This is a genomic window from Aeromonas bestiarum (genome assembly GCF_028751155.1).
Taxonomy (GTDB): domain Bacteria; phylum Pseudomonadota; class Gammaproteobacteria; order Enterobacterales; family Aeromonadaceae; genus Aeromonas; species Aeromonas bestiarum.
On record NZ_CP064746.1, the window covers coordinates 291,552 to 315,696 of the forward strand.

The window sequence follows — 24,145 nt, forward strand, 5'->3', positions numbered from 1 at the left end:
TTGTCTGTTTTCAGCAGCCTTGCTATGCCTCGATCGGCTCGGCATCGGCGGCTCTGGGGGCCGGCTGCTTGAGCAGCAGCATCAGGGCGCTGGCGATCAGCAGGAAGATGCCCATCACGTAGAACACCTGGTTGTAGGCCATGATGGCCGCCTCGCGGCTGATGGTGTTCGACAGCATGGCCTGGGCCTGCTGCTGAGCCAGCTCGGGACCCGAGCCTTGCGCCATCATGGTCTGGGCCAGCTGCAGCAGGTAGCTTTGCCCCTCTATGCTGCTGGCGGCCAGGGTGCTGCTGATCTGGTTGACATGGACGCGGGTGTCGTTGTCGATCAGGGTCGCTATGATGGCGATGCCGAAGGCCCCCCCCAGATTGCGCAGCACGTTGAGCAGGGTCGAGGAGGAGGGGATCTCGTCATGGGTCAGGCTGGCGGTCGCCACCAGGGAGAGCGGCACCATGATGAAGGGCTGGCCCAGCGCCCGCACTATCAGCGACTGGATCAGCTGGGGGCCGGCGTAGTCGGCACTCATGTTCATGTTCATGAAGCAGCTGATGGCAAACACCAGGAAGCCGAAACTCACCAGATAGCGCGGATCTATCTTGTGGGTCAGTTTGGGCACCAGCGGCAACACCAGCAGCTGTGGCAGCCCCATCCACATCAGTACCTCACCGATCTCCAGCGCGTTGTAGTTGTGGATCTGCGCCATGTAGAGCGGCAGCACATAGATGGAGCCCATCAGCGCCATGCCGAGCACCAGATAGGCGAAGCAGGCCAGCGCGAAGCGCGGGTTGTGCAGCAGCCGCAGGTTGACCAGCGGGTGGCGTCTGAGCAGCTGGCTGATGACGAAGAACACCAGGGCCACCACAGAGATGACGGTGAGCCGCACTATGAAGCTGGAACCGAACCAGTCCTCCCGGTTGCCCTCTTCCAGCACTACCTCCAGCAGGCCCAGCCCCATCGCCATGGTGACTATGCCGATGAGATCCACTCGCTTGATCACCTCCCAGTCCACCGGCTTCTTGTCCAGCCCGTGGGCCAGCATGGCCATCACCAGCAGTCCCGGTGGCACGTTCAGATAGAAGATGTAGTGCCAGGAGAGCTGCTCCGTCAGCCAGCCGCCCAGGGTCGGGCCTATGGCGGGGGCGAAGGTGGCGCACAGGCCGAACAGCGCCATGCCGGTGGCCCGCTTGTGCAGCGGCAGCAGGCTGACGATGAGGGAGAAGGCCATGGGAATGAGCGCGCCGCCGGTGAAGCCCTGCAACGCCCGGAAGACGATCATGCTGGTGAGGTTCCAGCTGAACGAGCAGAGCACGGAGGCGACGATGAAGGCCCCCGTGGTCCACAGCAGGTAACGGCGCACACTCAGGCCCCGGCTGAGCCAGCCGCTCAGGGGGATGGCGATCATCTCCGCCACCAGATAGGAGGTGGAAATCCAGGAGCTCTCGCTCAGGGTGGCCGACAGGGCCCCCTGAATGTCCTTCAGGGAGGCGTTGGTGATCTGGATGTCGAGGATGGCCATGAAGGCGCCGATGAGGCCCCCCATGACCGCAATCCAGTTGCGACGTGGAATGGGTTCCATCAGTGGGCGGCGACCAGAGGTTCAGGATCCCGGGTATCCACTATCACTTCGGTGGAGAGGCCAGGCAGCAACTTGCCGGCCAGGGTGCCCGGCTCGGGGATGCGGATCTTGACCGGCACCCGCTGCACTATCTTGGTGAAGTTGCCGGTGGCGTTCTCCGGTGGCAGCAGGGCGAATCTGGCGCCGGTGGCGGGGGCCAGGCTGTCGATGATCCCCTCGACCGGCTGATCCGGATAGGCATCCAGGATCACCTTCACCTTCTGGCCCGGCTGCATGTGCAGCAGCTGGGTCTCCTTGAAGTTGGCCTCGACCCACACCTGTTGCAGCGGCACCAGGCTGGCGACCTGCATGCCTGACTGGACGTAGAGTCCGGCCCGCAGGCTGCGCTTGCCTATGATGCCGTCGGCCGGTGCCCGCAACTCGGTATAGGTCAGCTCAAGTTTGGCCTGCTCCAGCTGGGCGGCGCTCAATGCCAGCCTGGCCTGGTTCTGCTTGGCTTCGGCGTCCAGCACCAGCAGCCGTTCGCGGGCGGCTTGCAGGGCGGCTTTGGTCTCCTGCTCCTGGGCCAGATTGACCTGCAGTCCGGCCCGCACCTCGTCCAGACTGTCCTGCGAGCTGTAGTGGCGCTGGTTGAGCTGGCTGACGCGCTGCACCTGTTGCCGGGCGCGCACCTGCTCGGCATTGGCAGAGCTGACCTTGGCCTCGGCCTGACGGATCAGGCTCAACTGCTGGGTGCGGGTCGCGGCCAGATTCTCCGCCGTCGCCTGATTGAGGCGCAGGTCGGCTTCGGCCTCGGCCACCTTGGTCTTGTACTCCCGATCGTCCAGCCGGGCGATCAGCTGGCCGGCCTTCACCGCCTGGTTGTCGGTGACCAGCACCTCGCTGATGTAGCCCGGCAGCTTGGAGCCGATCCCGGTCACCTCGCTCTGCAGGTAGGCGTTGTCGGTACTCTCGAAATAGCGGCCATGCAGATACCAGTAACCGGCGAACAGCAGACCGAGCAGGGCCAGCACCATGGCGGCCAGCAGGGGGATCTTCTTGTGTTGACTCATTTTTGGGGGATTCCTGAACTTAAGAGACGCAGGCTAACACCGGCCAACTGTTTCGATTAGTATCCATTTATGAGATATACAGTTTCACTGGTGCAACAATGGATCTGAACGCTGCATTGATTTTAGTGCGGATCGTCGACAAGGGCTCCTTCACCGCGGCCGCCCAGGAGCTGGGCATGACCAAGGCGACCGTGAGTCGCCGCATTGCCGAGCTGGAGCAGCGCCTCGGCGTGCGGCTGCTTTACCGCTCCACCCGGCAGCTCACCCTGACCGAGGCCGGCGAGCAGTATTATCTGCGCTGCAGCAAGGCGGTGGACGAGCTGGCCCAGGCCGAGCTGATGGTGAGTGCCAGCCAGCAGGAGGTGACAGGTACCCTCAAGCTGGCGGTGCCTATCGAGACGGGGCAACTGGTGGTCGGCCGGCTGGTGGCCAAATTCTTGCAGGTCTATCCGGGCCTGCAGGTTGAGCTGGAGCTGACCAATCGCATCGTGGATCCTATCAACGAGGGACTGGATGCGATCGTGCGCATCGGTGACATGAGCGACTCCAACCTGGCGGCGCGGCGACTGTGGAGCACGGAGCGGCTGCTGTGTGCCAGCCCGGATTATCTGGCGCGCAGCCCGGCCATCACGCGGCCGGAAGATCTGCTTTTACACGAGCGGGTGGCGGTGAGCAGCGGTTTTCTGGCCTCTCACTGGTGTTTCGAGCGCGAGGGCAGAGAGGTGCTGGTTGACCCTCCCTCCCGCTTTCGGGTTAATAATATAACCTGTGCCAGGGAGGCGGCGAAGGCGGGGCTGGGGCTGGCCTCTCTGCCCGCCATGCTCTGCCATGAGGAGCTGGCCAGCGGGGCGCTGGTGACCCTGCTGCCGGAGTGGCAGCAGCCCAAGGTACCGATTTATCTGCTGTTTCCGGAGCGGCGACTGATGCCGCGCAAGTTGCGGACCTTTATCGATTTCATGGTGGCGCAGGGGGCCGATTACGGCATCGACAATCTGTTGTGATAGATGGATAGGAAAAGGGGGAGGTCTGGATCACGGGATCCAGGTTTGATCTCCAGGATGGAAGAGGGGCATGGTGCCGGTTACAGGTGGCATCGACAACCGGTTGCAGGGGGAAGGCATGGATCAATGGATCAATCTTTATCGGGCTTCCCATTCGCTGGAGGCCCATGCCCTGAAGGGGGCACTGGAAGTGGAAGGGGTACTGGTACGGCTCAACGGGGAGGCGCTGTCCGGCGCCCTGGGTGAGCTGCCGGTGGATATGTTGCAGGTGACCCTGATGGTGCGCGAGCAGGATCGCAGCAAGGCGGGGCGCGTCATAGAGCGCTATCAGCAGCGGCAGGGCAATGGCTGGCTCTGTGGTCAATGCGGGGAGGAGAACGGCGCCAACTTCGAGGTCTGCTGGCGCTGTCATCACGATCCCCACGATAATTAATCGCTCACCCTGCCTCAGCGCAGGGTGAAGTCGATATCCTCCCCCGCGCTGGCGTCGTGATAGGTCGCCAGATCCAGCTCTTTCTCGCTGCGGGCGATCAGCACGGACACCAGAATATCGCCGGAGACGTTGACCGTGGTGCGCGCCATGTCGAGGATCCGGTCGATCCCGGCGATGAGCGCCACCCCTTCCAGCGGCAATCCCACCGCGGTCAGCGTCAGCGTCAGCAGCATGAGCCCTGTGCCCGGTGTGCCTGCCGTGCCGATACTGGCCAGGGTGGCGATGCTGATGATGGTCAGGTAGTCCACCATGTGCAGATCCACGCCGAAGGCCTGCGCCACGAACAGTGCCGTCACCCCCTGATAGAGGGCTGTGCCGTCCATGTTGATGGTGGCGCCTATGGGCAGCACCTTGGCGGTGATGGCGGGGGAGACCCCGAGCCGGCGCTCGGCGCAGGCCAGGCTGATGGGCAGTGTGCTGCTGCTGGAGCTGCTGGTGAAGGCCACCGCCTGGGCATCGACGATGCTCTTGAAGTAGTGCAGCGGGTTGAGCCGGGCCAGCAGGATCAGCAGGCTGCTGTAGACGCCGAGCACGTGCAGCAGGCAGCCGAGATAGACGGCGCCGATCACCTTGAGCAGCGGCAGCAGCAGGCTCACCCCGTATTTGCCCGTCATCCAGGCCATCAGGGCGCAGACGCCGTAGGGGGCCAGCGCCATCACCATCTGGGTCAGCTTGAACATGCCTTCCGCCAGCGAGGTGAAGAAGAGGATGGCGGGGCGGCCGCGCCGGCCGGTGGCGTTGAGGGCGAGGGCGAGGGCCACCGCGAACACGATCACCTGCAGTATCTTGCCATCCACCATGGCCTGCACCGGGTTGCGCGGTACCAGATGGCTCAGTACGCTGGCCAGGGTAGGCTGTTCCAGCATGCCGATGCGCTCATAGGGCCCCATGTTGGCGCCCATGCCGGGTTCCAGCAGCCAGCCCATCATGAGGCCGATGCAGATGGCGATGGCGGTGGAAAAGAGATAGAGGCCTATGGCCTTGCTGCCGATCCGATCCAGGCTCTTGCCCTTGAGCAATGAGGTGAGGCCGGCGATGACCGAGCAGAAGATGAGGGGCACCATCAGCATCTGTATGGTGTTGACGAACAGGACGCCAATGGGTTTGAGCTGCAACGCCTGTTCACTGAAACCGAGTCCCAGTCCGATCCCGGTCAGCATGCCGATCAGGGTCTTCAACCAGAGGGGACGGCGGGTCCAGATCCGCCAGGGCTTGAAAGCCAATCCATGGAACAGCATGACGCCAATGTCCTTATATTCGGTCTGCGATGGCAAAAAGGGGCGTTAGTGTAGCCATCCCCTTGTCAGGTTGCCACATTATCGGCAAAGCACGCCTCACAACCAGCAGGTCCTGCAGGAAATCAGCAATTTATTGGCCTATATCAAGGTCGTCAGCGGCGGTGCGGGATTTAATGGACATTAAATATGTTCATTAATGAGGTTTGCAATGACTCAATCGGTACACGGTCACGAGGTGATGGAGATGATGCTGGCACAGGGTGGCCAATTTACCCGGGCCAGCCTCAAGCAGGCGATCGATGCGCGCTTCGGTGCCGACGCCCGTTTCCATACCTGCAGCGCCAGCGAGATGGATGCTGATGCGCTGATCGCCTTCCTGGCCCAGCGCGGCAAATTCATCGAATCGGAGCAGGGTTTCCAGACCCACGCCGACAAGATCTGCAACCACGGGTGATCCCCTGCGGCGAGCGGTCTGTGACGCTCGCCGAATCCCGTCGCCTTTGTTATATTTCGCCCTCTTTCCCCTCCTTGTTGAAGGCTTAGCCTGGGCGTTGTATGGACACTTTCTCCGCTGCCGTCATGTTGTTTCTGATCATGGATCCGCTGGGCAACCTGCCGGTCTTCCTGTCGATCCTGCGTCATATCGATCCCAAGCGGCGGCGCAAGGTGATGATGCGGGAGCTGTTGTTCTCCCTCGCCATCATGATGGCCTTCCTGTTCGCCGGTCAGCAGATCCTCAATTTCCTCAATCTGCGTCAGGAGGCGGTCAGCATAGCGGGCGGCATCATATTGTTCCTCATCGCCATCAAGATGATCTTCCCGAGTGAAGGCGGGGTGACCGGGCTGGCGGCGGGCGAGGAGCCCTTCCTGGTGCCCATGGCCATTCCCATGATCGCCGGCCCCTCCATTCTCGCCTCCCTCTTGCTGCTGGCCAACCAGGAGCCGACCCGGATGGCGGACTGGTCGCTGGCCCTGCTGATGGCCTGGGGCGCCAGCGCCGTGATCCTGATGTTCTACGAGGTATTCAACAAGCTGCTGGGTGAGCGAGGACTCACGGCGGTGGAGCGGCTGATGGGCATGCTGCTGGTGATGATCTCGGTGCAGATGCTGCTGGACGGCGTCCACCACTATCTGGCAGTGACCGGCCAGGGCTAGCTGTCAGGGCTGTCTGCCAGCCCCGGCTTCCAGCTTGCTGATGCCGAAGATGAAGCGTGTCTCCCGCAGCCAGCAGCATGATCAGGCTTGTTCTGCGGTGGAAGACTCCGGCTTGCTGATGCCGAAGATGAAGCGCGTCTCCCGCAGCCAGCCGCATGATCAGGCTTGTTCTGCGGTGGAAGACACCGGCTTGCTGATGCCGAAGATGAAGATCGTCTCCCGCAGCCAGCCGCATGATCAGGCTTGTTCTGCGGTGGAAGACACCGGCTTGCTGATGCCGAAGATGAAGCGCGTCTCCCGCAGCCAGCCGCATGATCAGGCTTGTTCTGCGGTGGAAGACACCGGCTTGCTGATGCCGAAGATGAAGCGCGTCTCCCGCAGCCAGCCGCATGATCAGGCTTGTTCTATGGTGGAGGGTTCCAGCTTGCTCATGATGAGGGCGAGCAGAGTTTCCCGCAGCCAGCGGTGGCCCGGATCTTCCTCGTGGCGCTGATGCCAGATCAGCAGGTGGGAGATGCTGTCGAGCGCTATGGGCAGCGGCAGCGGCACCAGCGGATAGACCTGGGTGGCGTGACGGGCGTAGAGCCTGGACAGGGTCACTATCATGTCCGAGTGCATGCCCATCCGCAGCGCCGCCTCGAACGAGGGCACGGTCGCCTCGATCCGGCGGTAGAGATCCATCCCCGCCAGCTTGTGATCCAGCATCCAGCGGTCCCGCCCCTCGCAATAGGTCTGCACATGGGGATAGGCCAGGTAACGGGCGAGATCCCACTTGGGCTCGTGCAGGGCCGGGTGATCGTGCTGCACCAGACAGGTGAGGTCATCGATGGCGAGCAAGCGCTGGCAGATGGCGTTGGGCAGGGTGTCGAGCCGAAAATCCGAGCTGATGCAGTTCTCCCGCACCGTGAAGGCGATGTCCACCTGGCCCTGGCTCATCTCGGTCAGGCTGTTCTCGGTCCACTCCTCATAGCGCAGCCGTATGCCAGGCGCCTGCCGTTTCAGCTCGCTCAGGTAGAGCGGGGCGAACAGGGTGAAGGCGCTGTCCATGCTGGCGATGACGAACTCCCGCTCGGTATTGGCCGGATCGAAATCCGGCGGCTGGATCAGGTTGTCCAGCGACAGCAGTATGGGGTGCAGCTGCTGCTGCAGCGTCAGGGCGCGGGCGGTGGGCTCCAGCCCGTAGGCGGAGCGCACGAACAGGGGGTCATCGAAGGTTTCCCGCAGGCGGCCAAGGGCCTTGCTGACGGCAGACTGGCTCAGGTGCAGGCGGCGGGCCGCCCGGCTGCCGTTCCGTTCTTCCAGCAAAACTTGCAGGATAATCAATAAATTGAGGTCGATACGCCCCAGCTGTTCCAGCAACATGATATGAATCTCCTTCAATTCTCAGATGAATTTATACCATTTGTTTTCATATCTTGGCGAACCTATGCTCGAACTGTCTCTCGCCTTCGATGGCGGCTGGTACAGGATGTAGTGGTTGAGGGGACAAGTAGCATCAAGTGATACGGCGACCCTGGGTCGCCGTATTTTTTGCGTGATTTATTTGCAAACTTGCACCTGCCTTGATTTTGCCCAACAATCTTTGCGCCTTCTTTTGATACAAACAATCGGTATCTATCAGTCAGGAGCATCCCTATGGGACTCGGTGGAATTCATATCTGGCATTTGTTGATCCTGCTCGTGGTCGTGGTCGTGGTGTTTGGCAGCAAACGCCTGGCCGGCGCCGGTGAGGATCTGGGCACCGCCATCAAGGATTTTCGTAAAGCCTTGCGTGACGATGAAGTACAGCCGAAATAAGTGGGAGTTGAGTGATGTCTGTAGACGAGAAAGTCGAATTGAATGAAACCTGTGACAGCTGCGGCTGTTTCGCCGAGATCGGCACCATCATAGGTGAAGGTGACGATGTGATGGATCTGGTGATCGAGGCGGCGGCAGAAGCCGATGCCCGCGCCAAGCTGGCCGCTTATGAGGCGCTGGCCAAACAGGTGACCGCCGAAGCCAGCATCAGCAGCGAGCTGAGCCAGGGCGCCAACGGCGTGATCCTGAAAGCCCGCCTGCAATTCACCTGCACCGCCGAAAAATTGATTTTCGAGATGCGTGCCCGCTCTATCTGAGCCCAGTGATGACACGGCGGGTTCGCCTGCCGTGTTGACCCTTCTGCTGTGGGTCTGCGTTCTATAGTTAGTTATCCCACAGATGGCTTTGCCCGACGCGAGTCGGCCAACAGAAGGCGACCACATAATGAGGCTGCGATGGATCTGGGGCCTGCTGGCCCTCTGGTGTCTTCCTCTGCTGGCGGCGGATCTCAAGCCACAGCGCCTGCCCCAACCCGGGGACCTCGAACACATATTGCAAAAGAAAGAACTCAGGGCCCTGGTGGTCTATGAGCGGGGCTTCTTTTTCCTCGACAAGGGGACCCAGCACGGCATCCTGGTCAATCAGCTGCAGGGGTTCGAGCGCTGGCTGAACCAGATCTATCTCGCCAAGGAGAAGATCAAGCTCAAGATCATCTACATACCGGTGCGTCAGGACAAGCTGCTGGACTACCTCAGCGAGGGGCGCGGCGATCTGGTGGCAGCCAACATGACGGTGACGCCGACCCGGCGCGAGCAGGTGACCTTCTCGGATCCGGTGATCGCCCCCATCGAAGAGTGGCTGGTGAGCCAGCATTCCCTGCCGACCTTCAACCGCATCACCCAGCTGTCGGGGCGGCGGGTCTGGGTGCGGGCCAGCTCCAGCTATTACGAGAGCCTGCGCCAGCTCAACTGGCTGTTTCGCGAGCTGGGGTTGCCGCCCATCTACATAGAGACGGTCCCCGAATACCTGCAGGACGGGGATCTGCTGGAGATGGTGGCGGCCGGCATCATACCGCTCACGGTAACCGACAGCTTCAAGGGGCGCATCTGGCTCGGCATGATCAGCGGCCTGAGAGCCCACAAGCTGATCCCGCTGCGGGACAAGGGCCGCAGTGCCTGGGCGCTGCGTAACAACAGTCCCGAGCTGCTCAAGGCGGTCAACGCTTATCTGGCCGATGCGGGCAAGCGCACCCTCTACAGCGACATGACCCTGCGCCGCCTGCTGGCCCGCAGCGATCAGATGAGCAATATTCTGGCGCCGGATCCTCTGGGGCGGCTGTCGACCATACGCCAGGTGCTGGAGCGGCAGGCTGACAAGTACCGGCTGGACTGGCTGATGCTGGCGGCGCTGGCCTACAAGGAGTCGGGCCTCAATGCCGGCGTGCGCTCAGAGCGGGGGGCAGTGGGGATCATGCAGCTGTTGCCTAGCACGGGGGGCGAGGTGGGCATTCGCGGTGCCAGGCTCGCCAGCCTGGAGGGAAATGTGGAGGCGGCCTGCCGCTACATGCGACTGATCCTGTATACCTACTTCAACGATCCCGGGCTGGATGTGCTCAACCGCCACCTGTTTGCGCTGGCGGCCTACAATGCCGGCCCGAATCGGGTGCAGGCGATCAGGGCCAAGGCGGAGGCCGCCGGGCTGGATCCGAACGTCTGGTTTGGCAACGTGGAGCAGCTGGTGGCCAACGAGGTCGGCCAGGGGCCCATCAACTACGTCAGCACCATCTACAAGTACTACGTGGCCTATCGCTTCAGCCTGCCGCAGCTGGAGGGCAAGGCGGCAGCCATCGAGGCGGTGGCCCAGCCCTGATATTTTCTGGCCCGTCTAGACAGGCTGGGCGGGTGGCGCAAAGGGTTCCCAACCCTGATCCCTGTGTTGCAGATACCAGGGGGCCAGCTGGCCGGTCGGCGAGGGATCCGGCTGACTGGCTTGCGGTCGATGGCTGATGGCGGGGCGATCCGTGAGTTCCATGGTAAATTCCTTCATCCACATTCCAACGAGGCCTGTAGCCAGCGTTATGCCATTTCCCCATGACAGGCAGATGACGCCATGATCCCCGGCGAATTTGCACTGATTGATCAACCCGAGCTGGCGCTCAAGGTGCGCTGCCAGCTGATCCGCAGCGCCCGCTGCCGGATCCAGGCCCAGTACTACAGCTGGGAGGAGGACAGCAGCGGCAAGCTGCTGTTGTCCGAGTTGCTGCATGCGGCCCGGCGCGGAGTACGGGTACAACTGCTCATCGACGACCTCTATGCCGGCGACAACCGCTTCCTGGAGATGGTGGCCCATCAGCCCGGCATAGAGGTACGGCTGTTCAACCCCTTCTGGCTGCGGGGTTGGCGTCCGCTGACTCTGCTGCTGGAGGGGATGTTCAGCTTTCGCCGCATCAATCACCGCATGCACAACAAGTTGCTGCTGGTGGATGGCAGCCAGGCGGTGATCGGCGGTCGCAACATAGGTGACCGCTACTTCGGGCTGGGCGGTACGCCCCGATTCGTCGATCTGGATCTCGCCTGCCGTGGCCCGCTCTGCCAGCAGGCCGAGCAGGGCTTCGATCAATTCTGGCGCAGCCGCTGGAGTCACCCGATCCGCCGTCTGCTGCGTCGCCCCTTGTTGCGGGCCGAGGTGACGGCGGTGAACGACTTTCTGCTCACCCTGACCGAGCCGCAGGTGGCGGCCGTCTATGATCTGCCCGCCAGCCTGTTTGACGCCGAGCCTGTTGCCCTGAACTGGCATCCGGGAGAGGCTGAGGTGTGGTTCGACCGGCCCGGCAAGGGGCTGGTGTCGCGGCCGACCACGGCGCCCCTGCTCTGGCGCAAGCTGGCCGACAACCTGGGGAGCCTGAAGTTGGTGAGCCCTTACCTTATCCTGACCCGGGGGCTGCGCCGTCGACTCAGGCAACAGCGCCAGGCGGGGGTGAACATAGAGATTCTTACCAACTCCCTGGCCAGCACGGATGTGCCCCTGGTGTATGGCGCCTACCGGCGTCATCGCCCCTGGCTGATACGGCAGGGCATCGCCCTGTCGGAGCTGGAAGGGGAGGCGCTCAGCCTGCACGCCAAGCTGATCCTGATCGGGGAAGAAGAGGCGCTGCTCGGCAGCTTCAATCTGGATCCCCGCTCCCTGATGCTCAACACCGAGCTGATGCTGCACCTGGCGTGCCCAGCACTCTGCGCCGAGTTGCAGCTGTGGCTGGCGGGATGGCAGCAGCGGTCGTCCCATTCCGTTGCCGCGCCACAGTCGACCCTGCGTCGACTGCTGGCTAGGGTGAGCGACTGGCTGCCGCTGCAGCGCTGGTTGTGAGCGGGTCATTTCTTGTGCGAGATCTCGCAAAGCCTTGTGCGCCTTCGAGGATAACGTTTGCCATCTAAAGGCGATGAATTTCTTTATCGTATTGTTTTTAATCAGTTTGTTCAGATGTAGGAATCCTGGGAGCGCCCAGTCACTTGCATACTCCACTGAATAAAACGGTTTTTTATTTTATTTAACTGCGTAATATTTCAGTTGCAAGGACAAACACGGTGGCTTGTCTGCCGTGCGGAAGGGGGTTGTGAAGGGTACTGGCCGACTGGATTGCTCCAGCAGGCGCCTGCTTCGGATGGGTAGCGGAAACTCAGGAAACAGGACAGGCACCCGACAGGACCGGATTCCAATATGGAACATGCTATTTGCGAGGGGGTGACATGGAAATGTCACCCCATTTTTTATGGCCCGCTGACGGAGCGGCGCCCAGAAAAAGACCGCCGGTTGGCGGTCTTTTTCTCTGTTCGGCCCGATGGCTCATGGTCAGGCGATGCCCGCCAGCAGCCGGCTCCAGTTGCGCTTGCTGGCAACGAAGCCATCGTGCAGGTTGCGATACTCCAGCTGCAGCTTCAACTTGTCATAGCGGGCCAGTGCCTTGCGCTTGCGTTGTTCCAGCAGGCGTTTGCGGCTGGCGTAGTAGTGCTGCAACTGCTGGCTCAGCTTGTCGTACTCCTCCTGCAACAGCGCCTGCCACAGCTCCCTGTCTTCCTGCTTGCGCAACTTGGCCTGCGCCCGTTTGAGCTGCATCTCCAGTCTGGCCTGTTCGATCAGCTCTTCCGGACAGGATCTCAGATCCCGGGTCAGCCCGCACCAGGAGGCGCTGCGGATCAGCCACTTGGTGGGATCGAACTGCCACCAGTGGATGCCGTTGCGATAGTCGTTCTCGAACAGGTGGTGGAAGTTGTGATAGCCCTCGCCGAAGGTGAAGAAGGCCAGGATGCCGTTGTCCCGCGCCGTGTTGCGGTCGGTAAACGGCTGGCTGCCCCAGATGTGGGCCAGGGAGTTGATGAAGAAGGTGGTGTGGTGGGTCATCACCATGCGCAGTACCCCGGCCAGCAGCAGCATGCCGAGCAGATCACCGTGGACGAGCCCCAGCAGCAGCGGGATGCCAATGTTGGTAGCCAGGGTCAGCGCCAGATAGTGTTTGTGCTGGAAGACGACGACGGGGTTGTTCTGCAGATCCCGCACGTTGCTGTAATCGTTGTAGATATCGCGTTGATACTCGCGCAGCATCCAGCCGATGTGGGAGTACCAGAAGCCGCGACCCGCGCTGTAGGGATCCTTCAGGTTGTCATCCACGTGGCGATGGTGGCGACGGTGATCGGAAGACCAGTGCTGGGCCGAGTTCTGCAAGGCGAGGGCCCCGCCGATGGCGAAGATCCACTGCAGGATAGGGTGGGCCTTGTAGGCCTTGTGCGACCAGAGGCGGTGGTAGCCGGCCGTGATGGAGATGCCGCTGTAACAGAACAGCAGCAGGAAGCAGCTCCACTGCCAGAGGTCATAGCCATGGGTCATGCCGTACCAGGGCACGGCTATCAGTGCGGTCAGCCCGGAGAGGGCAAACAGCAGGGTATTGGTCATGATGATCGGTGGGCGTTCCATCTCACTCGGTTCCTTTCAGCGAACAGCTGTGCGCCATTCTCCACGCAGCCAGAATTCGGGTCAATGGTAAAAAAGTAGGAGACAAACCTGATCCCGGCTCGGCCTTCGGGTTATCATTTGGCCTCGATAACCTGAAGGTGACTGTTTTCGTGGGTATTCGCGCGCAACAAAAAGAAAAAACCCGGCGTACACTGATCGATGCGGCGTTCAGCCAACTGTGCGCCAATCGCAGCTTTTCCAACCTCAGCCTGCGGGAAGTGGCGCGGGAGGCGGGCATAGCGCCGACCTCTTTCTATCGTCACTTTCGCGACATGGAGGAGCTGGGGCTGACTCTGGTGGATGAAGGGGGCCTGACCCTGCGCCAGCTGATGCGCCAGGCGCGCCAGCGCATCGCCGGTGGCGGCAGCGTCATCAGCACCTCGGTGCAGACCTTCATGGAGTTCGTCGAGAACAACCCGAACATCTTCCGGCTGCTGCTGCGTGAGCGTTCCGGCACCTCGGCGGCATTTCGGCAGGCGGTGGCGCGGGAGATACAGCACTTCATCGCCGAGCTGACCGATTACCTCGAAGCTACCACGGGGGCGCCGAGGGAAGAGGCCTATATCCAGGCCGAAGCCATGGTGACCATCGTCTTCAGCGCCGGTGCCGATGCCCTCGACATGACCAGCGAAGAGTGCCGGGCCCTGTCCGATCGCACCATAAGCCAGCTGCGCATGATCGCCATGGGCGCCGAGGTTCAGAACCAGAAGCGCCGCCAACCTCTTTCTTAAGTCAAAGGATGGACACTTCCATGCATGATCAGAATCCGATCCCGAAGAAACCCCTGCTGCTGGCCCTGCTCATCGGCATCTGTGGGGATGCCTCCCTGTCGGTGCTGACCGAGTCGGTGATCCCCTTCTCTTTCTTCCCCATGATTGCCCTGGTGCTGGCGGCCTATCAGCTCTACCAGCACTATCGTCACGTCTCGCTGGAGGGCAATACCCCGCTCTGCATGCTGCTCTGCCTCTTCATCGGCGGCTTCGGCCACTCGGCGCTGGTCAAGGTGCAGTACCCCGAGCTTGGCAGCAACTTCTTCTCGCTCATCATGATGTTGCTGCTGCTGGCCGTGCTGTCGATCAAGCTGGGCATCAGCGTGGGGAAAAAAGAGAAGGAGTGACGCGCACTCCTTCCTGATAAATCATGACAGAGCCGGGTTCATCCGGCTTTGTTGTCTGTGCCGCGCTGCTTGGCGTCCACTATGGCCTGCAGTCGGGCCCGGATCTCCACCATGCCGAACACGCCGAACACCAGCACCTGAACGAATTCGAGCCGGCTCACCGCGAAGTAGGGCTTGCAGGCGGCCTTGACCATGCTGGCCTGCACCCAGTGCATCAGGATCACGATCACGCCGCAGACCGGCAGAAAACCGTTGAGCTTGCCTGGCAGGGGGGCGAGCAGACTGACCAGCACGCCGAACCAGAAGAACAGGATCAGCCCCATCGCCAATAGATTAAATACCCGCTTCATCGTTTACCTCCCGCAGATAGAGTTGATAGCAGACTTGGCCTGCCTGTTTGTCCTTGAGTAGTTGCCAGCTGGTCGGCAGCGGCAGATCGGCCATCTCCTTCTCCCGCTCCAGATAGATGAGGGCGTCCGGTGCCAGCCAGCCGCGCTGCTCCAGCAGTTCGCATACCTGGGGCAGCAGCTCGCGCCGAAACGGCGGATCGAGGAACACCAGATCGAACGGCGTGGCCGGGCCTTGCAGCCAGCTGACGGCATCGGACTGGATCACCTGGCCCTGGCTACTGCCGAGGGCGGCCAGATTCTTCTTGATCTGGTCGGCGGCGCCCTTGTCCATCTCGATCAGGGTCACCTGTTCGGCATAGCGCGACAGCGCCTCCAGCCCCAGGCCGCCGCTGCCGGCGAACAGGTCCAGACAGCGGGTGCCACGGACATGGGGGGCCAGCCAGTTGAAAATGGTCTCCTTGACGCGATCCGTGGTGGGTCTGAGCCCCTCCACATCCTTGACCGGCAATTTGCGGCCTCGCCACTGGCCGCTGATGATTCTGACAAAGCCTGATTTCCCCTGTGGGGCTGGGCTCTTGCTCGGGCTGTTATGGCTGGATTTCACTCTGGGCATCGCGTTTCGTCGTCAGAAAATAAAGTGGTAGTATAAGGCGGTTCATTTTTATGCCGACCCGCCGAGGGACGGCTATCTTAGCAGTCAGCCAACGAAGTGAGTATTTTTTAGATGGCAAAAGGTTTGTTTTCCTGGCTGGGTTTCGGCCGCAAGAAAGAAGAGGCTGAGGCTGTCCAACCACAGACACCCCAAGCCACCCCCATTATCGTTGAGCCTGAGGTCGTCGCTCACCCCGTTTCCGATACTACGCCGGTAGTGCCCACTGAATTGCCCGTCAGCGCACAGAATGATCTCCTGCCCGCTGGCGCTGCGCACGATGACGATTGCTGTGTCCCCACCGATCTGGACGCGGGTCCGCTGGTGGTGGAAGAGTGTGCCTCCGAGCTGGAGCCCGTCATCGTCAATGAACTGCTGATCGAGCAGGAGAGTGCCGAGGCAGAGGCTGCCGAAGCTGCTCGTATTGCCGCCGAGGCACAGGCTGCCGAAGCCACCCGTATCGCTGCCGAGGCGCAGGCTACCGAAGCTGTCCGTATCGCCGCCGAGGCAGAGGCTGCCGAAGCCGCTCGCATCGCCGCCGAGGCGCAGGCTACCGAAGCCGCCCGCATCGCCGCCGAGGCAGAGGCTGCCGAAGCTGCTCGTATCGCCGCCGAGGCACAGGCTGCCGAAGCTGCTCGTATCGCCGCCGAGGCACAGGCTGCCGAAGCCGCCCGTATCGCTGCCGAGGCGCAGGCTGCCGAAGAGGCTCGTATCGCCAAAGAGGCCCAGAGAGCGGAAGATCTTCGCCTGGTCGCCGAGATGGAAGCTGAAGCCGCCGCACTGGCTGCCCTGCCGCTGGCCGCCAAGGTGGACGACGATACCCAGGACAAGCCGCAGCGGGAAGGCTTCTTTGCCCGTCTCAAGCGCAGTCTGGTGCGCACCAAGGAGAATATTGGCTCCGGCTTCTTCGGCCTGTTCAGTGGCAAGAAGATCGACGATGAGCTGTTCGAAGAGCTGGAGACCCAGCTGCTGACCGCCGATCTGGGGGTCGATACCACGCGCCGCATCATAGATGGCCTGGTGCAGCATGCGGATCGCAAGCAGCTCAAGGATGCCGAGGCGCTCTACGGTCTGCTCAAGCAGGACATGGGTGCCATGCTGGCCCAGGTCGAGCAGCCGCTGGTGATCGACACCAGCAAGAAGCCCTACGTGATCCTGATGGTGGGCGTGAACGGTGTCGGCAAGACCACCACCATCGGCAAGCTGGCCAAGCAGTTCCAGGCCGAAGGCAAGAGCGTCATGCTGGCCGCCGGCGATACCTTCCGCGCCGCTGCGGTCGAGCAGCTGCAGGTATGGGGTCAGCGCAACAACATCCCAGTGATCGCCCAGCATACCGGCGCCGACTCCGCCTCCGTCATCTATGATGCCATCGAGGCTGCCCGCTCGCGCGGAGCCGACGTACTGATCGCCGACACCGCCGGCCGCCTGCAAAACAAGAGCAACCTGATGGAAGAGCTCAAGAAAGTCGTGCGGGTGATGAAGAAGCTGGATGAAGAGGCACCCCACGAGGTCATGCTGACCCTGGATGCGGGCACAGGCCAGAACGCCCTCAGCCAGGCCAAGCTGTTCAGCGAGGCGGTGGGGCTGGACGGTATCGTCCTCACCAAGCTGGACGGGACCGCCAAGGGCGGCGTCATCTTCGCGGTGGCCGACAAGTTCCAGATCCCGATCCGCTATATCGGGGTGGGCGAGGGGATCGACGATCTGCGCCCCTTCGTCGCCAACGACTTTATCGAGGCACTGTTCAGTCGCGATGAGTAAGCTCAGGCGCCATGGTAAGCGCCACATGCCCCGACCCAGGTCGGGGCTTGTCACTGTCAGGGATCCGTTATGATTCGTTTCGATAAGGTCAGCAAGGTATACAGCGGCGGCCATCAGGCGTTGCAGAAGGTCAGCTTTCACCTGCGCAAGGGGGAGATGGCCTTCCTGACCGGGCACTCAGGGGCGGGCAAGAGTACCCTCTTGAAGCTCATCAGTGTGATGGAGCGGCCGACCGACGGGCGTGTCTTCTTCCACGGCGACGATGTCAGTCATATCAAGCGGGGAGATATCCCCTATGTGCGGCGCCAGATCGGCATGATCTTTCAGGATCACCGGCTGCTGATGGACAGAACCGTGTTCGACAACGTGGCACTGCCGCTGGTGATCGACGGTTACAGCCATGCCGACATCAACAAGCGAGTAGCGGCGGCGCTGGACAAGGTGGGGCTGCTCGGCAAGGAGCGCTACCAGCCGCGCATGCTCTCAGGTGGTGAACAGCAGCGGGTCGGCATCGCCCGCGCCATCGTCAACAAGCCGCCGCTGCTGCTGGCGGATGAACCGACCGGCAACCTGGATCCCCAGCTCTCCATGGATATCATGCGGCTGTTCGAGGAGTTCAACCGCTTCGGCGTTTCCGTGCTGATTGCCACCCACGATCTGGGGCTGATCGCCCGCATGCGCTATCGCACCCTGACCCTCAAGGCGGGGCGCATGTATTCGGCAGGGGAGGAGCTCTGATGGCTATTTTCCGCCACAAGCAGCCACCACAGTGCCGCTTTATGCTGGCGTGGGGTGAGGATCATGCCCGCTTGCCCGTCAGCCACTTGCCAGGGGAGATGCTCTGATGGCTATCGTTCGTCATAAACAACCGCCGCTGCGCCGGTTCATGATGTACTGGGTCGACCACGCCCGTCAGGCCTTCTCTAGTCTGGGCGAGCTGTGGCGCAATCCGCTCGCCTCCCTGATGACGCTGGCGGTGCTTGGCGTCAGCCTGGCGCTGCCCTCCTGCTTTCACGTGCTGCTGAAAAATGCCGAGGTGGTGGAGGGGAGCTGGCAGACCAGTTCCCAGATCTCCCTTTATCTGCGCAAGGATCTGCCCGAGCAGAGCATTCTCGACATGAAGCAGCGGATCCTGCTCTATCCCGAGGTGGAGTCCGTCACCTACATGAGCCGGGATGAGGCGCTCAAGGAGTTTCGCGAGATCTCCGGTTTCGGCGATGCGCTTGACTACCTCGACAGCAACCCGCTGCCGCCTGTGCTGAGCGTTATTCCCGATCCCCGCTGGCAGAATCCGGAAGGGGCCGCCGAGCTGCTCAACAAGCTGAACAACGAGGATGGCGTCGAACAGGGCAAGCTGGATCTGCAGTGGCTGACCCGCTTGCAGGGGATCATGAACCTGTTGCGCCACACCATTACCGGCATAGCCGTGCTGCTGCTTTCCGCCGTGCTGCTGATCGTCGGCAATACCCTGCGCCTCAACATACTCAACCAGCGATCCGAGATCGAAGTGCTCAAGCTGGTGGGGGCGACCGATGCCTTCATTCACCGTCCTTTCCTTTATACCGGCATCTGGTTCGGGGTCATCGGCGGCATGCTGGCCTGGTGGCTGACCGAGGTGATGGTGATCTGGAGCGAGGGTGTGGTAAAGGAGCTGGCGGGCTTGTATAACAGCAATTTCCGGCTGGTCGGCATGGGGGCGGTGGATGGGATTAATCTGATTCTGCTGGGGGCTCTGCTGGGGCTGATCGCCTCCTGGTTCTCGGTCCATCGCCACATTCGCGACATAGAACCATCCTGATTGATTTATCAGCGTTTTAAAGCGCTGGATTTTGAGACACGGATCAAGTAAAAGAGGGGCCGTTTCTGGCACGGCCAGCGTTCTGAGAGTAATCTGAACGGTACCGATCTTCGGGATCTTCTCTGGATCCTGTGAACCTTCTGATTTATAAGCAGTCTACAAGTGCTGAAGAACTTATACGGGTGTGGCCCCTCTGCCTTGCTCGTCTGACTTGGCAAGCATGTGAAGGTTGCGAGCTCCGCAACAATGGACTTAGCATGCTACTTTTCGGGGGTCCTTGATTGTGACCCCCTTTTTTTGACTGTTCATTCATGATTCATCCTGCCGGCCTAAGATAACCCCGGTTCAGACATGCTCACTATGATGTTTGATACAGGCCGCAGAATGGCGTCCGGTCAGTAGACAGACCCTCTCAGGGTGTTAGACTGATTCGATTGAAAAGAAAGAGGTAGAACATGGGAACTTCATTGCAGCGCACTATGGCTCTGATTCCGCAAGGTAGTCTGGAAGGCTATATCCAGGCAGTTAACTCGATTCCTGTGCTGACCGCAGAGGAAGAGCGTGAGCTGGCTGAGCGTTTGCAGCAGGGCGGCGATCTCGAGGCTGCCCGTCAGCTGGTCATGTCGCATCTGCGTTTTGTCGTTCACGTTGCCAAGAGTTATGCCGGTTACGGTCTGCCCCAGGCTGACCTGGTGCAGGAAGGCAATATCGGCCTGATGAAGGCCGTCAAGCGCTTCGACCCGACCGTCGGGGTGCGACTCGTCTCCTTCGCCGTGCACTGGATCAAGGCCGAGATCCACGAATATGTCCTGCGCAACTGGCGCATGGTCAAGGTGGCGACCACCAAGGCCCAGCGCAAGCTGTTCTTCAACCTGCGCAAATCCAAGAAGCGTCTGGGCTGGTTCAGCCACGATGAAGTGCAGGCCGTCGCAGCCGAGTTGGGGGTCTCCCCGACCGATGTGACCGAGATGGAAGCACGCATGAGCAACTACGATCAGGCGTTCGATCTGGTCGGTGATGATGAAGATGAAGGCGGCTTCGCCCCGGTTCATTATCTGGAAGACAAATCGTCCGATCTGGCGGCCACCATAGAGAATGACAACTGGGACGATCATGCGACCCGTCGCCTGAGTTCGGCCCTCGCCACTCTGGATGAGCGCAGCCAGCATATCATCCGCGCCCGCTGGCTCGATGATGACAGCAAGACCACCCTGCAGGAGCTGGCCGATACCTATGGTGTCTCTGCCGAACGGGTGCGTCAGCTTGAGAAAAACGCACTCAAGAAGCTGAAAGACGCCATGGAGGCCTGATGCCTCCCTCACAAAAACAGGGCCTGATGGCCCTGTTTTTGTTTCATGAGCATCTGGTCGGCCTTGCCTTGGTTACCCTTGTCTATGTTATGTTGCCGCCACTGCCACAGTAGGGAGAGCAGATAGTGAAACTCTTGAACGACCTGTTTACCAACAACCGCGAGTGGGCGGAACGGATCAAGGCCGAGGACCCGAATTTCTTCGCTACCCTCTCCGCCCAGCAGGCCCCCGAATACCTCTGGATCGGTTGCTCCGACAGCCGGGTTCCCGCCAACCAGCTGATGGGCTTGCTGCCGGGGGATGTGTTCGTCCACCGCAACGTCGCCAACCTGGTGGTACACACCGACTTCAACTGCCTCTCGGTGCTGCAATACGCGGTCGAGGTGCTCAAGGTGAAGCACATCATCATCTGCGGCCACTATGGCTGCGGTGGCGTCAAGGCGGCGATGCAGAACCAGGAGCTGGGGCTCATCGACAACTGGCTGCGCAACATCAAGGATGTCTACTTCAAGTATCGCGAACAGCTGGATGCCATCGAAGATGAGCACGAGCGTTTCGATTACCTGTGCGAGCTGAACGTGGCCGAGCAGGTGGCCAACGTCTGCCACACCACCATCATCCAGAATGCCTGGCGCAAGGGGCAGGAGCTGGCGGTGCACGGCTGGATCTATGGCATCAAGGACGGTCTGCTGCACGATCTGGATCTCTGCATCAGCGGGCCGGATCAGATCCCCGATGTTTACCGCGCCTGGCCGGACATGCGTCCGCCCCACCGCCGTCGCTGAGGAACCTGCCGTTGGCGCCAGCCCTCTATCTTCAGATCAAGCAGCACATCCTGGACGGGATCCGCGAACGCCACTATCAGGCGGGGGACAGGATCCCGACCGAGGCCGCCCTGTGCGAGCTGTTCACCGTGAGCCGGATGACGGTCAACAAGGCGCTGCGTGAGCTGGTGGCTGAGGGCTGGCTGGTGCGCACCGCCGGCTCCGGCAGCTTCGTGGCGGACAGGCGCACCGAGTCGCCCTTGCTGGCCATTCGCAACATAGCCGACGAGATCGCCGAGCGCGGCAGCGAGTACAGCGCCCGGGTGATCCGGCTGCAACGCCAGGCCGCCGACGAGAAGGTGGCGGTCCAGCTCGGGTTGCGGGTCGGCGCCCCCATCTTTCACAGCCTCATCGTCCATCAGGCCGATGGAGAGCCGCTGCAGCTGGAGGAGCGCTTCGTCGATGCCGAGCGCCTGCCGGACTACGGCGAGCAGGACTTCACCCAGCAGACGCCGAACCGCTATCTGATGGAGGTCTGTCCCCTCTCCGAGATGGAGCACGTGGTGGAAGCCGTGCTGCCGAGCGCAGGTGAGGCCGGTCTGCTGCAGGTGCGGGTCGACACCCCCTGTCTGTTGCTGCACCGCCGTACCTGGTCGGAAGGTCACCTGGTCTCCTACGCCCGCCTGCTTTCGCCTGGTTCCCGCTACAAGCTGAGTTCCAAGACCAGCCTCAGCTGATTGTATATACATATTGTTTTTAACAGAGCCCACCTCATGGTGGGCTTTTTTGTGCTTAAACTCTAATCACAGCGCTGTTATCAAGATGTGAATTTGATCCTTTCTTTCCTGCCAGAGATCGGATATAAATTAATGTATATACATTTAGAGGTCGGTATGAACAAGGAACTGTTGAACTGCGAGCGGGTCTGGCTCAACGTGACACCCGCCACCCTGCGCCCCGATCTGGCTGACTACGGTCTGCTGGAGCCCCACGCCCTCGGCGTGCATGAAGGCAAGATCCACGCCCTGGTGCCCATGCAGGATCTCAAGGGCCCTTATCCGGCCCACTGGCAGGAGATGAAGGGCAAGCTGGTGACCCCCGGCCTCATCGACTGTCACACCCATCTGATCTTCGCCGGCAGCCGGGCCGAAGAGTTTGAACTGCGCCAGAAAGGGGTGCCCTATGCCGAGATCGCCCGCAAGGGTGGCGGCATCCTCAGCACGGTAAGGGCCACCCGTGCCGCCAGCGAGGATCAGCTGTTTGAGCTGGCACTGCCGCGGCTCAAATCCCTGATCCGGGAAGGGGTCACCACTGTGGAGATCAAATCCGGCTACGGCCTCACGCTGGATGACGAGCTCAAGATGCTGCGGGTTGCCCGCAGGCTTGGAGAGGCGCTGCCGATCCGGGTCAAGACCACCCTGCTGGCGGCCCATGCGGTGCCGCCCGAATATCGCGACGATCCCGACTCCTGGGTCGAGACCATCTGTCAGGAGATCATTCCGGCGGCTGCCGAGGCGGGCCTGGCCGATGCGGTGGACGTCTTCTGCGAGCACATCGGCTTCTCCCTGGCCCAGACCGAGCAGGTCTATCTGGCTGCGGATCAATACGGTCTGGCGGTGAAAGGCCACATGGAACAGCTCTCCAACCTAGGTGGCAGTGCGCTCGCCGCCAACTTTGGCGCCCTCTCGGTGGATCATCTGGAACATCTGGATCAGGAAGGGATCCAGGCGCTGGCACACCGTGGCGTGGTCGCCACCCTGCTGCCCACCGCGTTTTATTTCCTGAAAGAGACCAGGCTGCCCCCGGTCGCCGCCCTGCGCAAGGCCCATGTGCCCATGGCGGTCTCCTCCGACATCAACCCGGGCACTGCCCCCATAGTGTCGCTGCGGATGGCCATGAACATGGCCTGTACCCTGTTCGGTCTGACCCCGGTCGAGGCCATGGTCGGGGTGACCCGCAACGCCGCCCGCGCGCTCGGCGAGCAGGAGCGTTTGGGGCAGTTGAGAGTAGGCATGCTGGCGGACTTCCTGGTCTGGAACTGCGGGCACCCGGCCGAGCTCAGTTACCTCATCGGCGTCGATCAGCTGGTGAGCCGTATCGTCAACGGCGAGGAGACGCTGCATGGATAAGTTCAGCCTGCCCCATATGTCGGTCTGGCAGGGGCGCCAGGATCCGGAAGATGGCGAGCTTGCCCTGCGCTGGCACGACAAGGTGCAGGCCTGGCCGCTGATCGGGACAGCCGAACCCGGCGTCGCCCTGGTGGGCTTTGCCTGCGACGAGGGGGTGCGCCGCAACAAGGGGCGCACGGGGGCGGCCGGCGCACCGCTGGCGATCCGCAAGCTGCTGGCCAACAGTGCCTGGCATCTGACCCGTCCCGTCTTTGATAGCGGCGATCTGTGCTGTGACGACGGCGATCTCGATGCCGCCCACGGCCGGTTGGCCGAGCGGGTGGCGAGCCTGCTGGATGAGGGTCACTTCCCGCTGGTGCTGGGGGGCGGTCACGAGGTGGCGTTCGGCAGCTGGAGCGGCCTCAACCGCCATCTGGCCGGTCAGGGTCGGGTCGGCATCATCAACTTCGATGCCCACTTCGATCTGCGTCGCAAGGTGGAGCAGGCCAGCTCGGGCACCCCCTTCTTCCAGATCGCCGAGCAGTGCGCCGCCCAAGGCACAGGGTTTCATTACGCCTGCCTCGGGGTGGCCGAGACAGCCAATACCCAGGCGCTGTTTGCCCGCGCCGATGAACTGGGGGTCTGGTATGCGCTGGACGAGGCCATGACCCAGGCCGCACTGCCAGAGCTTCTAAACGGGCTGGATGCCTTTATCGCCCGTTGTGATCACCTTTATCTGACGATCGATCTCGACGTGCTGCCCGGCGCCGTCATGCCGGGGGTGAGCGCCCCCGCCGCCCGCGGTGTCGAGCTGGCGGTCATCGAACCCCTGATTGCCCATATCCGAGCCAGCGGCAAGCTGCGGCTCGCCGATCTGGCCGAGTACAACCCGAACCTGGATCAGGATAACCGCAGCGCCCGCGTGGCCGCCCGGCTGGTCCATCAGTTAACCAAGTAGCGCTCTGCCGAGGG

27 protein-coding genes are annotated in these 24,145 nt (G+C 61.7%); 19 read left to right on the forward strand and 8 right to left on the reverse strand.

The window, feature by feature from the left end; genetic code table 11:
* Nucleotides 1-22: 22 nt before the first annotated feature.
* Together IU367_RS01410 and IU367_RS01415 are read right to left on the reverse strand one after the other, a co-directional pair.
* On the reverse strand, nucleotides 23-1,576 hold the full coding sequence (locus IU367_RS01410) for a DHA2 family efflux MFS transporter permease subunit (RefSeq protein ID WP_274453233.1): 1,554 nt from the start codon (nucleotides 1,574-1,576) through the stop codon (nucleotides 23-25).
* Entirely contained in the window at nucleotides 1,576-2,628 is a 1,053-nt protein-coding gene (locus tag IU367_RS01415) for an HlyD family secretion protein (RefSeq protein WP_043141368.1), read from the reverse strand. Before IU367_RS01415 ends, IU367_RS01410 begins: the two co-directional genes overlap by 1 nt.
* A gap of 98 nt (nucleotides 2,629-2,726) precedes the next feature.
* On the opposite strand from IU367_RS01415, the gene IU367_RS01420 reads away from it, so the two are divergent.
* Both IU367_RS01420 and IU367_RS01425 read left to right on the forward strand, forming a co-directional pair.
* Entirely contained in the window at nucleotides 2,727-3,629 is a 903-nt protein-coding gene (locus tag IU367_RS01420; RefSeq protein WP_043557051.1) for a LysR family transcriptional regulator, read from the forward strand.
* A gap of 118 nt (nucleotides 3,630-3,747) precedes the next feature.
* Nucleotides 3,748-4,062 carry a putative signal transducing protein gene (locus IU367_RS01425; protein ID WP_241280253.1) on the forward strand — a complete coding sequence of 105 codons (315 nt, stop codon included), beginning with the start codon at nucleotides 3,748-3,750 and terminating at the stop codon, nucleotides 4,060-4,062.
* 14 nt (nucleotides 4,063-4,076) lie between these two features.
* On the opposite strand, the gene IU367_RS01430 is transcribed toward IU367_RS01425, so the two are convergent.
* Nucleotides 4,077-5,360, reverse strand: a complete 1,284-nt coding sequence (locus IU367_RS01430; RefSeq protein WP_274453234.1) for a dicarboxylate/amino acid:cation symporter — start codon at nucleotides 5,358-5,360, stop codon at nucleotides 4,077-4,079.
* Nucleotides 5,361-5,568: 208 nt separating this feature from the next.
* Here IU367_RS01430 and IU367_RS01435 point away from each other — a divergent pair, with 208 nt between their 5' ends.
* The 3 genes from IU367_RS01435 (at nucleotide 5,569) to IU367_RS01445 (ending at nucleotide 7,008) form a co-directional block, all read left to right on the forward strand.
* Entirely contained in the window at nucleotides 5,569-5,814 is a 246-nt protein-coding gene (locus tag IU367_RS01435; protein ID WP_043141360.1) for a YecH family metal-binding protein, read from the forward strand.
* A 101-nt stretch (nucleotides 5,815-5,915) separates the two neighbouring features.
* Entirely contained in the window at nucleotides 5,916-6,515 is a 600-nt protein-coding gene (locus IU367_RS01440; protein ID WP_042868544.1) for a YhgN family NAAT transporter, read from the forward strand.
* A 49-nt stretch (nucleotides 6,516-6,564) separates the two neighbouring features.
* Nucleotides 6,565-7,008, forward strand: a complete 444-nt coding sequence (locus IU367_RS01445) for a hypothetical protein (RefSeq protein ID WP_274453235.1) — start codon at nucleotides 6,565-6,567, stop codon at nucleotides 7,006-7,008.
* On the opposite strand, the gene IU367_RS01450 is transcribed toward IU367_RS01445, so the two are convergent.
* Entirely contained in the window at nucleotides 6,909-7,877 is a 969-nt protein-coding gene (locus IU367_RS01450) for a LysR substrate-binding domain-containing protein (RefSeq protein ID WP_043557050.1), read from the reverse strand. The two genes, IU367_RS01445 and IU367_RS01450, sit on opposite strands and share 100 nt — an antisense overlap.
* Nucleotides 7,878-8,150: 273 nt before the next feature.
* Here IU367_RS01450 and tatA point away from each other — a divergent pair, with 273 nt between their 5' ends.
* The 3 genes from tatA to IU367_RS01465 all read left to right on the forward strand — a co-directional run bounded on the left by tatA (nucleotide 8,151) and on the right by IU367_RS01465 (nucleotide 10,181).
* Nucleotides 8,151-8,312, forward strand: coding sequence for a twin-arginine translocase TatA/TatE family subunit (tatA, locus tag IU367_RS01455; RefSeq protein ID WP_043141356.1), 162 nt, complete (start codon nucleotides 8,151-8,153; stop codon nucleotides 8,310-8,312).
* A 14-nt stretch (nucleotides 8,313-8,326) separates the two neighbouring features.
* Nucleotides 8,327-8,629, forward strand: a complete 303-nt coding sequence (locus IU367_RS01460; protein WP_042868550.1) for a YfcZ/YiiS family protein — start codon at nucleotides 8,327-8,329, stop codon at nucleotides 8,627-8,629.
* Nucleotides 8,630-8,756: 127 nt separating this feature from the next.
* The gene (locus tag IU367_RS01465; protein ID WP_274453236.1) at nucleotides 8,757-10,181 is read left to right on the forward strand and encodes an MltF family protein; all 1,425 of its coding nucleotides are present in this window, start codon (nucleotides 8,757-8,759) and stop codon (nucleotides 10,179-10,181) included.
* A 15-nt stretch (nucleotides 10,182-10,196) separates the two neighbouring features.
* Here IU367_RS01465 and IU367_RS01470 read toward each other — a convergent pair whose 3' ends face one another.
* A complete protein-coding gene (locus tag IU367_RS01470) occupies nucleotides 10,197-10,343 on the reverse strand; it encodes a hypothetical protein (protein ID WP_167336115.1) in 147 nt (48 codons plus the stop codon).
* Between the two features lie 78 nt (nucleotides 10,344-10,421).
* Between IU367_RS01470 and IU367_RS01475 the strand changes: the two genes are divergently transcribed.
* Nucleotides 10,422-11,675: a phospholipase D family protein gene (locus IU367_RS01475; RefSeq protein ID WP_043557048.1), complete on the forward strand. Its 1,254-nt coding sequence runs from the start codon at nucleotides 10,422-10,424 to the stop codon at nucleotides 11,673-11,675.
* A gap of 483 nt (nucleotides 11,676-12,158) precedes the next feature.
* Here the strand turns inward: IU367_RS01475 and IU367_RS01480 are convergent, their stop codons facing one another.
* Nucleotides 12,159-13,277 (reverse strand): fatty acid desaturase, encoded by a 1,119-nt coding sequence (locus tag IU367_RS01480; RefSeq protein ID WP_043557047.1) that lies wholly within the window; start codon nucleotides 13,275-13,277, stop codon nucleotides 12,159-12,161.
* Between the two features lie 149 nt (nucleotides 13,278-13,426).
* On the opposite strand from IU367_RS01480, the gene fabR reads away from it, so the two are divergent.
* Together fabR and IU367_RS01490 are read left to right on the forward strand one after the other, a co-directional pair.
* Complete coding sequence (fabR, locus tag IU367_RS01485) at nucleotides 13,427-14,047, forward strand: HTH-type transcriptional repressor FabR (protein WP_043139764.1); 621 nt, start codon at nucleotides 13,427-13,429, stop codon at nucleotides 14,045-14,047.
* A gap of 20 nt (nucleotides 14,048-14,067) precedes the next feature.
* Nucleotides 14,068-14,433 carry a YijD family membrane protein gene (locus tag IU367_RS01490; protein ID WP_122974306.1) on the forward strand — a complete coding sequence of 122 codons (366 nt, stop codon included), beginning with the start codon at nucleotides 14,068-14,070 and terminating at the stop codon, nucleotides 14,431-14,433.
* A gap of 38 nt (nucleotides 14,434-14,471) precedes the next feature.
* Here the strand turns inward: IU367_RS01490 and IU367_RS01495 are convergent, their stop codons facing one another.
* Both IU367_RS01495 and rsmD read right to left on the reverse strand, forming a co-directional pair.
* Nucleotides 14,472-14,783 (reverse strand): DUF1145 domain-containing protein, encoded by a 312-nt coding sequence (locus IU367_RS01495; RefSeq protein WP_043139760.1) that lies wholly within the window; start codon nucleotides 14,781-14,783, stop codon nucleotides 14,472-14,474.
* Nucleotides 14,767-15,396, reverse strand: a complete 630-nt coding sequence (gene rsmD / locus IU367_RS01500; protein ID WP_274453239.1) for a 16S rRNA (guanine(966)-N(2))-methyltransferase RsmD — start codon at nucleotides 15,394-15,396, stop codon at nucleotides 14,767-14,769. Before rsmD ends, IU367_RS01495 begins: the two co-directional genes overlap by 17 nt.
* Nucleotides 15,397-15,507: 111 nt before the next feature.
* On the opposite strand from rsmD, the gene ftsY reads away from it, so the two are divergent.
* From ftsY to hutG, 8 genes are all read left to right on the forward strand, one after another.
* Nucleotides 15,508-17,193 (forward strand): signal recognition particle-docking protein FtsY, encoded by a 1,686-nt coding sequence (gene ftsY / locus IU367_RS01505; RefSeq protein WP_274453241.1) that lies wholly within the window; start codon nucleotides 15,508-15,510, stop codon nucleotides 17,191-17,193.
* Nucleotides 17,194-17,262: 69 nt separating this feature from the next.
* Nucleotides 17,263-17,931, forward strand: a complete 669-nt coding sequence (ftsE, locus tag IU367_RS01510) for a cell division ATP-binding protein FtsE (RefSeq protein ID WP_043139753.1) — start codon at nucleotides 17,263-17,265, stop codon at nucleotides 17,929-17,931.
* Nucleotides 17,932-18,037: 106 nt separating this feature from the next.
* Nucleotides 18,038-18,991: a permease-like cell division protein FtsX gene (gene ftsX, locus IU367_RS01515; RefSeq protein WP_042868569.1), complete on the forward strand. Its 954-nt coding sequence runs from the start codon at nucleotides 18,038-18,040 to the stop codon at nucleotides 18,989-18,991.
* A 455-nt stretch (nucleotides 18,992-19,446) separates the two neighbouring features.
* Nucleotides 19,447-20,301: an RNA polymerase sigma factor RpoH gene (gene rpoH / locus IU367_RS01520; RefSeq protein WP_011899178.1), complete on the forward strand. Its 855-nt coding sequence runs from the start codon at nucleotides 19,447-19,449 to the stop codon at nucleotides 20,299-20,301.
* A gap of 125 nt (nucleotides 20,302-20,426) precedes the next feature.
* Nucleotides 20,427-21,086 carry a carbonate dehydratase gene (gene can / locus IU367_RS01525; protein ID WP_042868573.1) on the forward strand — a complete coding sequence of 220 codons (660 nt, stop codon included), beginning with the start codon at nucleotides 20,427-20,429 and terminating at the stop codon, nucleotides 21,084-21,086.
* Nucleotides 21,087-21,097: 11 nt separating this feature from the next.
* On the forward strand, nucleotides 21,098-21,802 hold the full coding sequence (hutC, locus tag IU367_RS01530; RefSeq protein WP_274453243.1) for a histidine utilization repressor: 705 nt from the start codon (nucleotides 21,098-21,100) through the stop codon (nucleotides 21,800-21,802).
* Between the two features lie 156 nt (nucleotides 21,803-21,958).
* Nucleotides 21,959-23,194, forward strand: coding sequence for an imidazolonepropionase (gene hutI, locus IU367_RS01535; protein WP_241280099.1), 1,236 nt, complete (start codon nucleotides 21,959-21,961; stop codon nucleotides 23,192-23,194).
* A complete protein-coding gene (hutG, locus tag IU367_RS01540; RefSeq protein WP_241280101.1) occupies nucleotides 23,187-24,131 on the forward strand; it encodes a formimidoylglutamase in 945 nt (314 codons plus the stop codon). The genes hutI and hutG overlap by 8 nt, the downstream gene beginning before the upstream one ends.
* Nucleotides 24,132-24,145 lie beyond the last annotated feature (14 nt).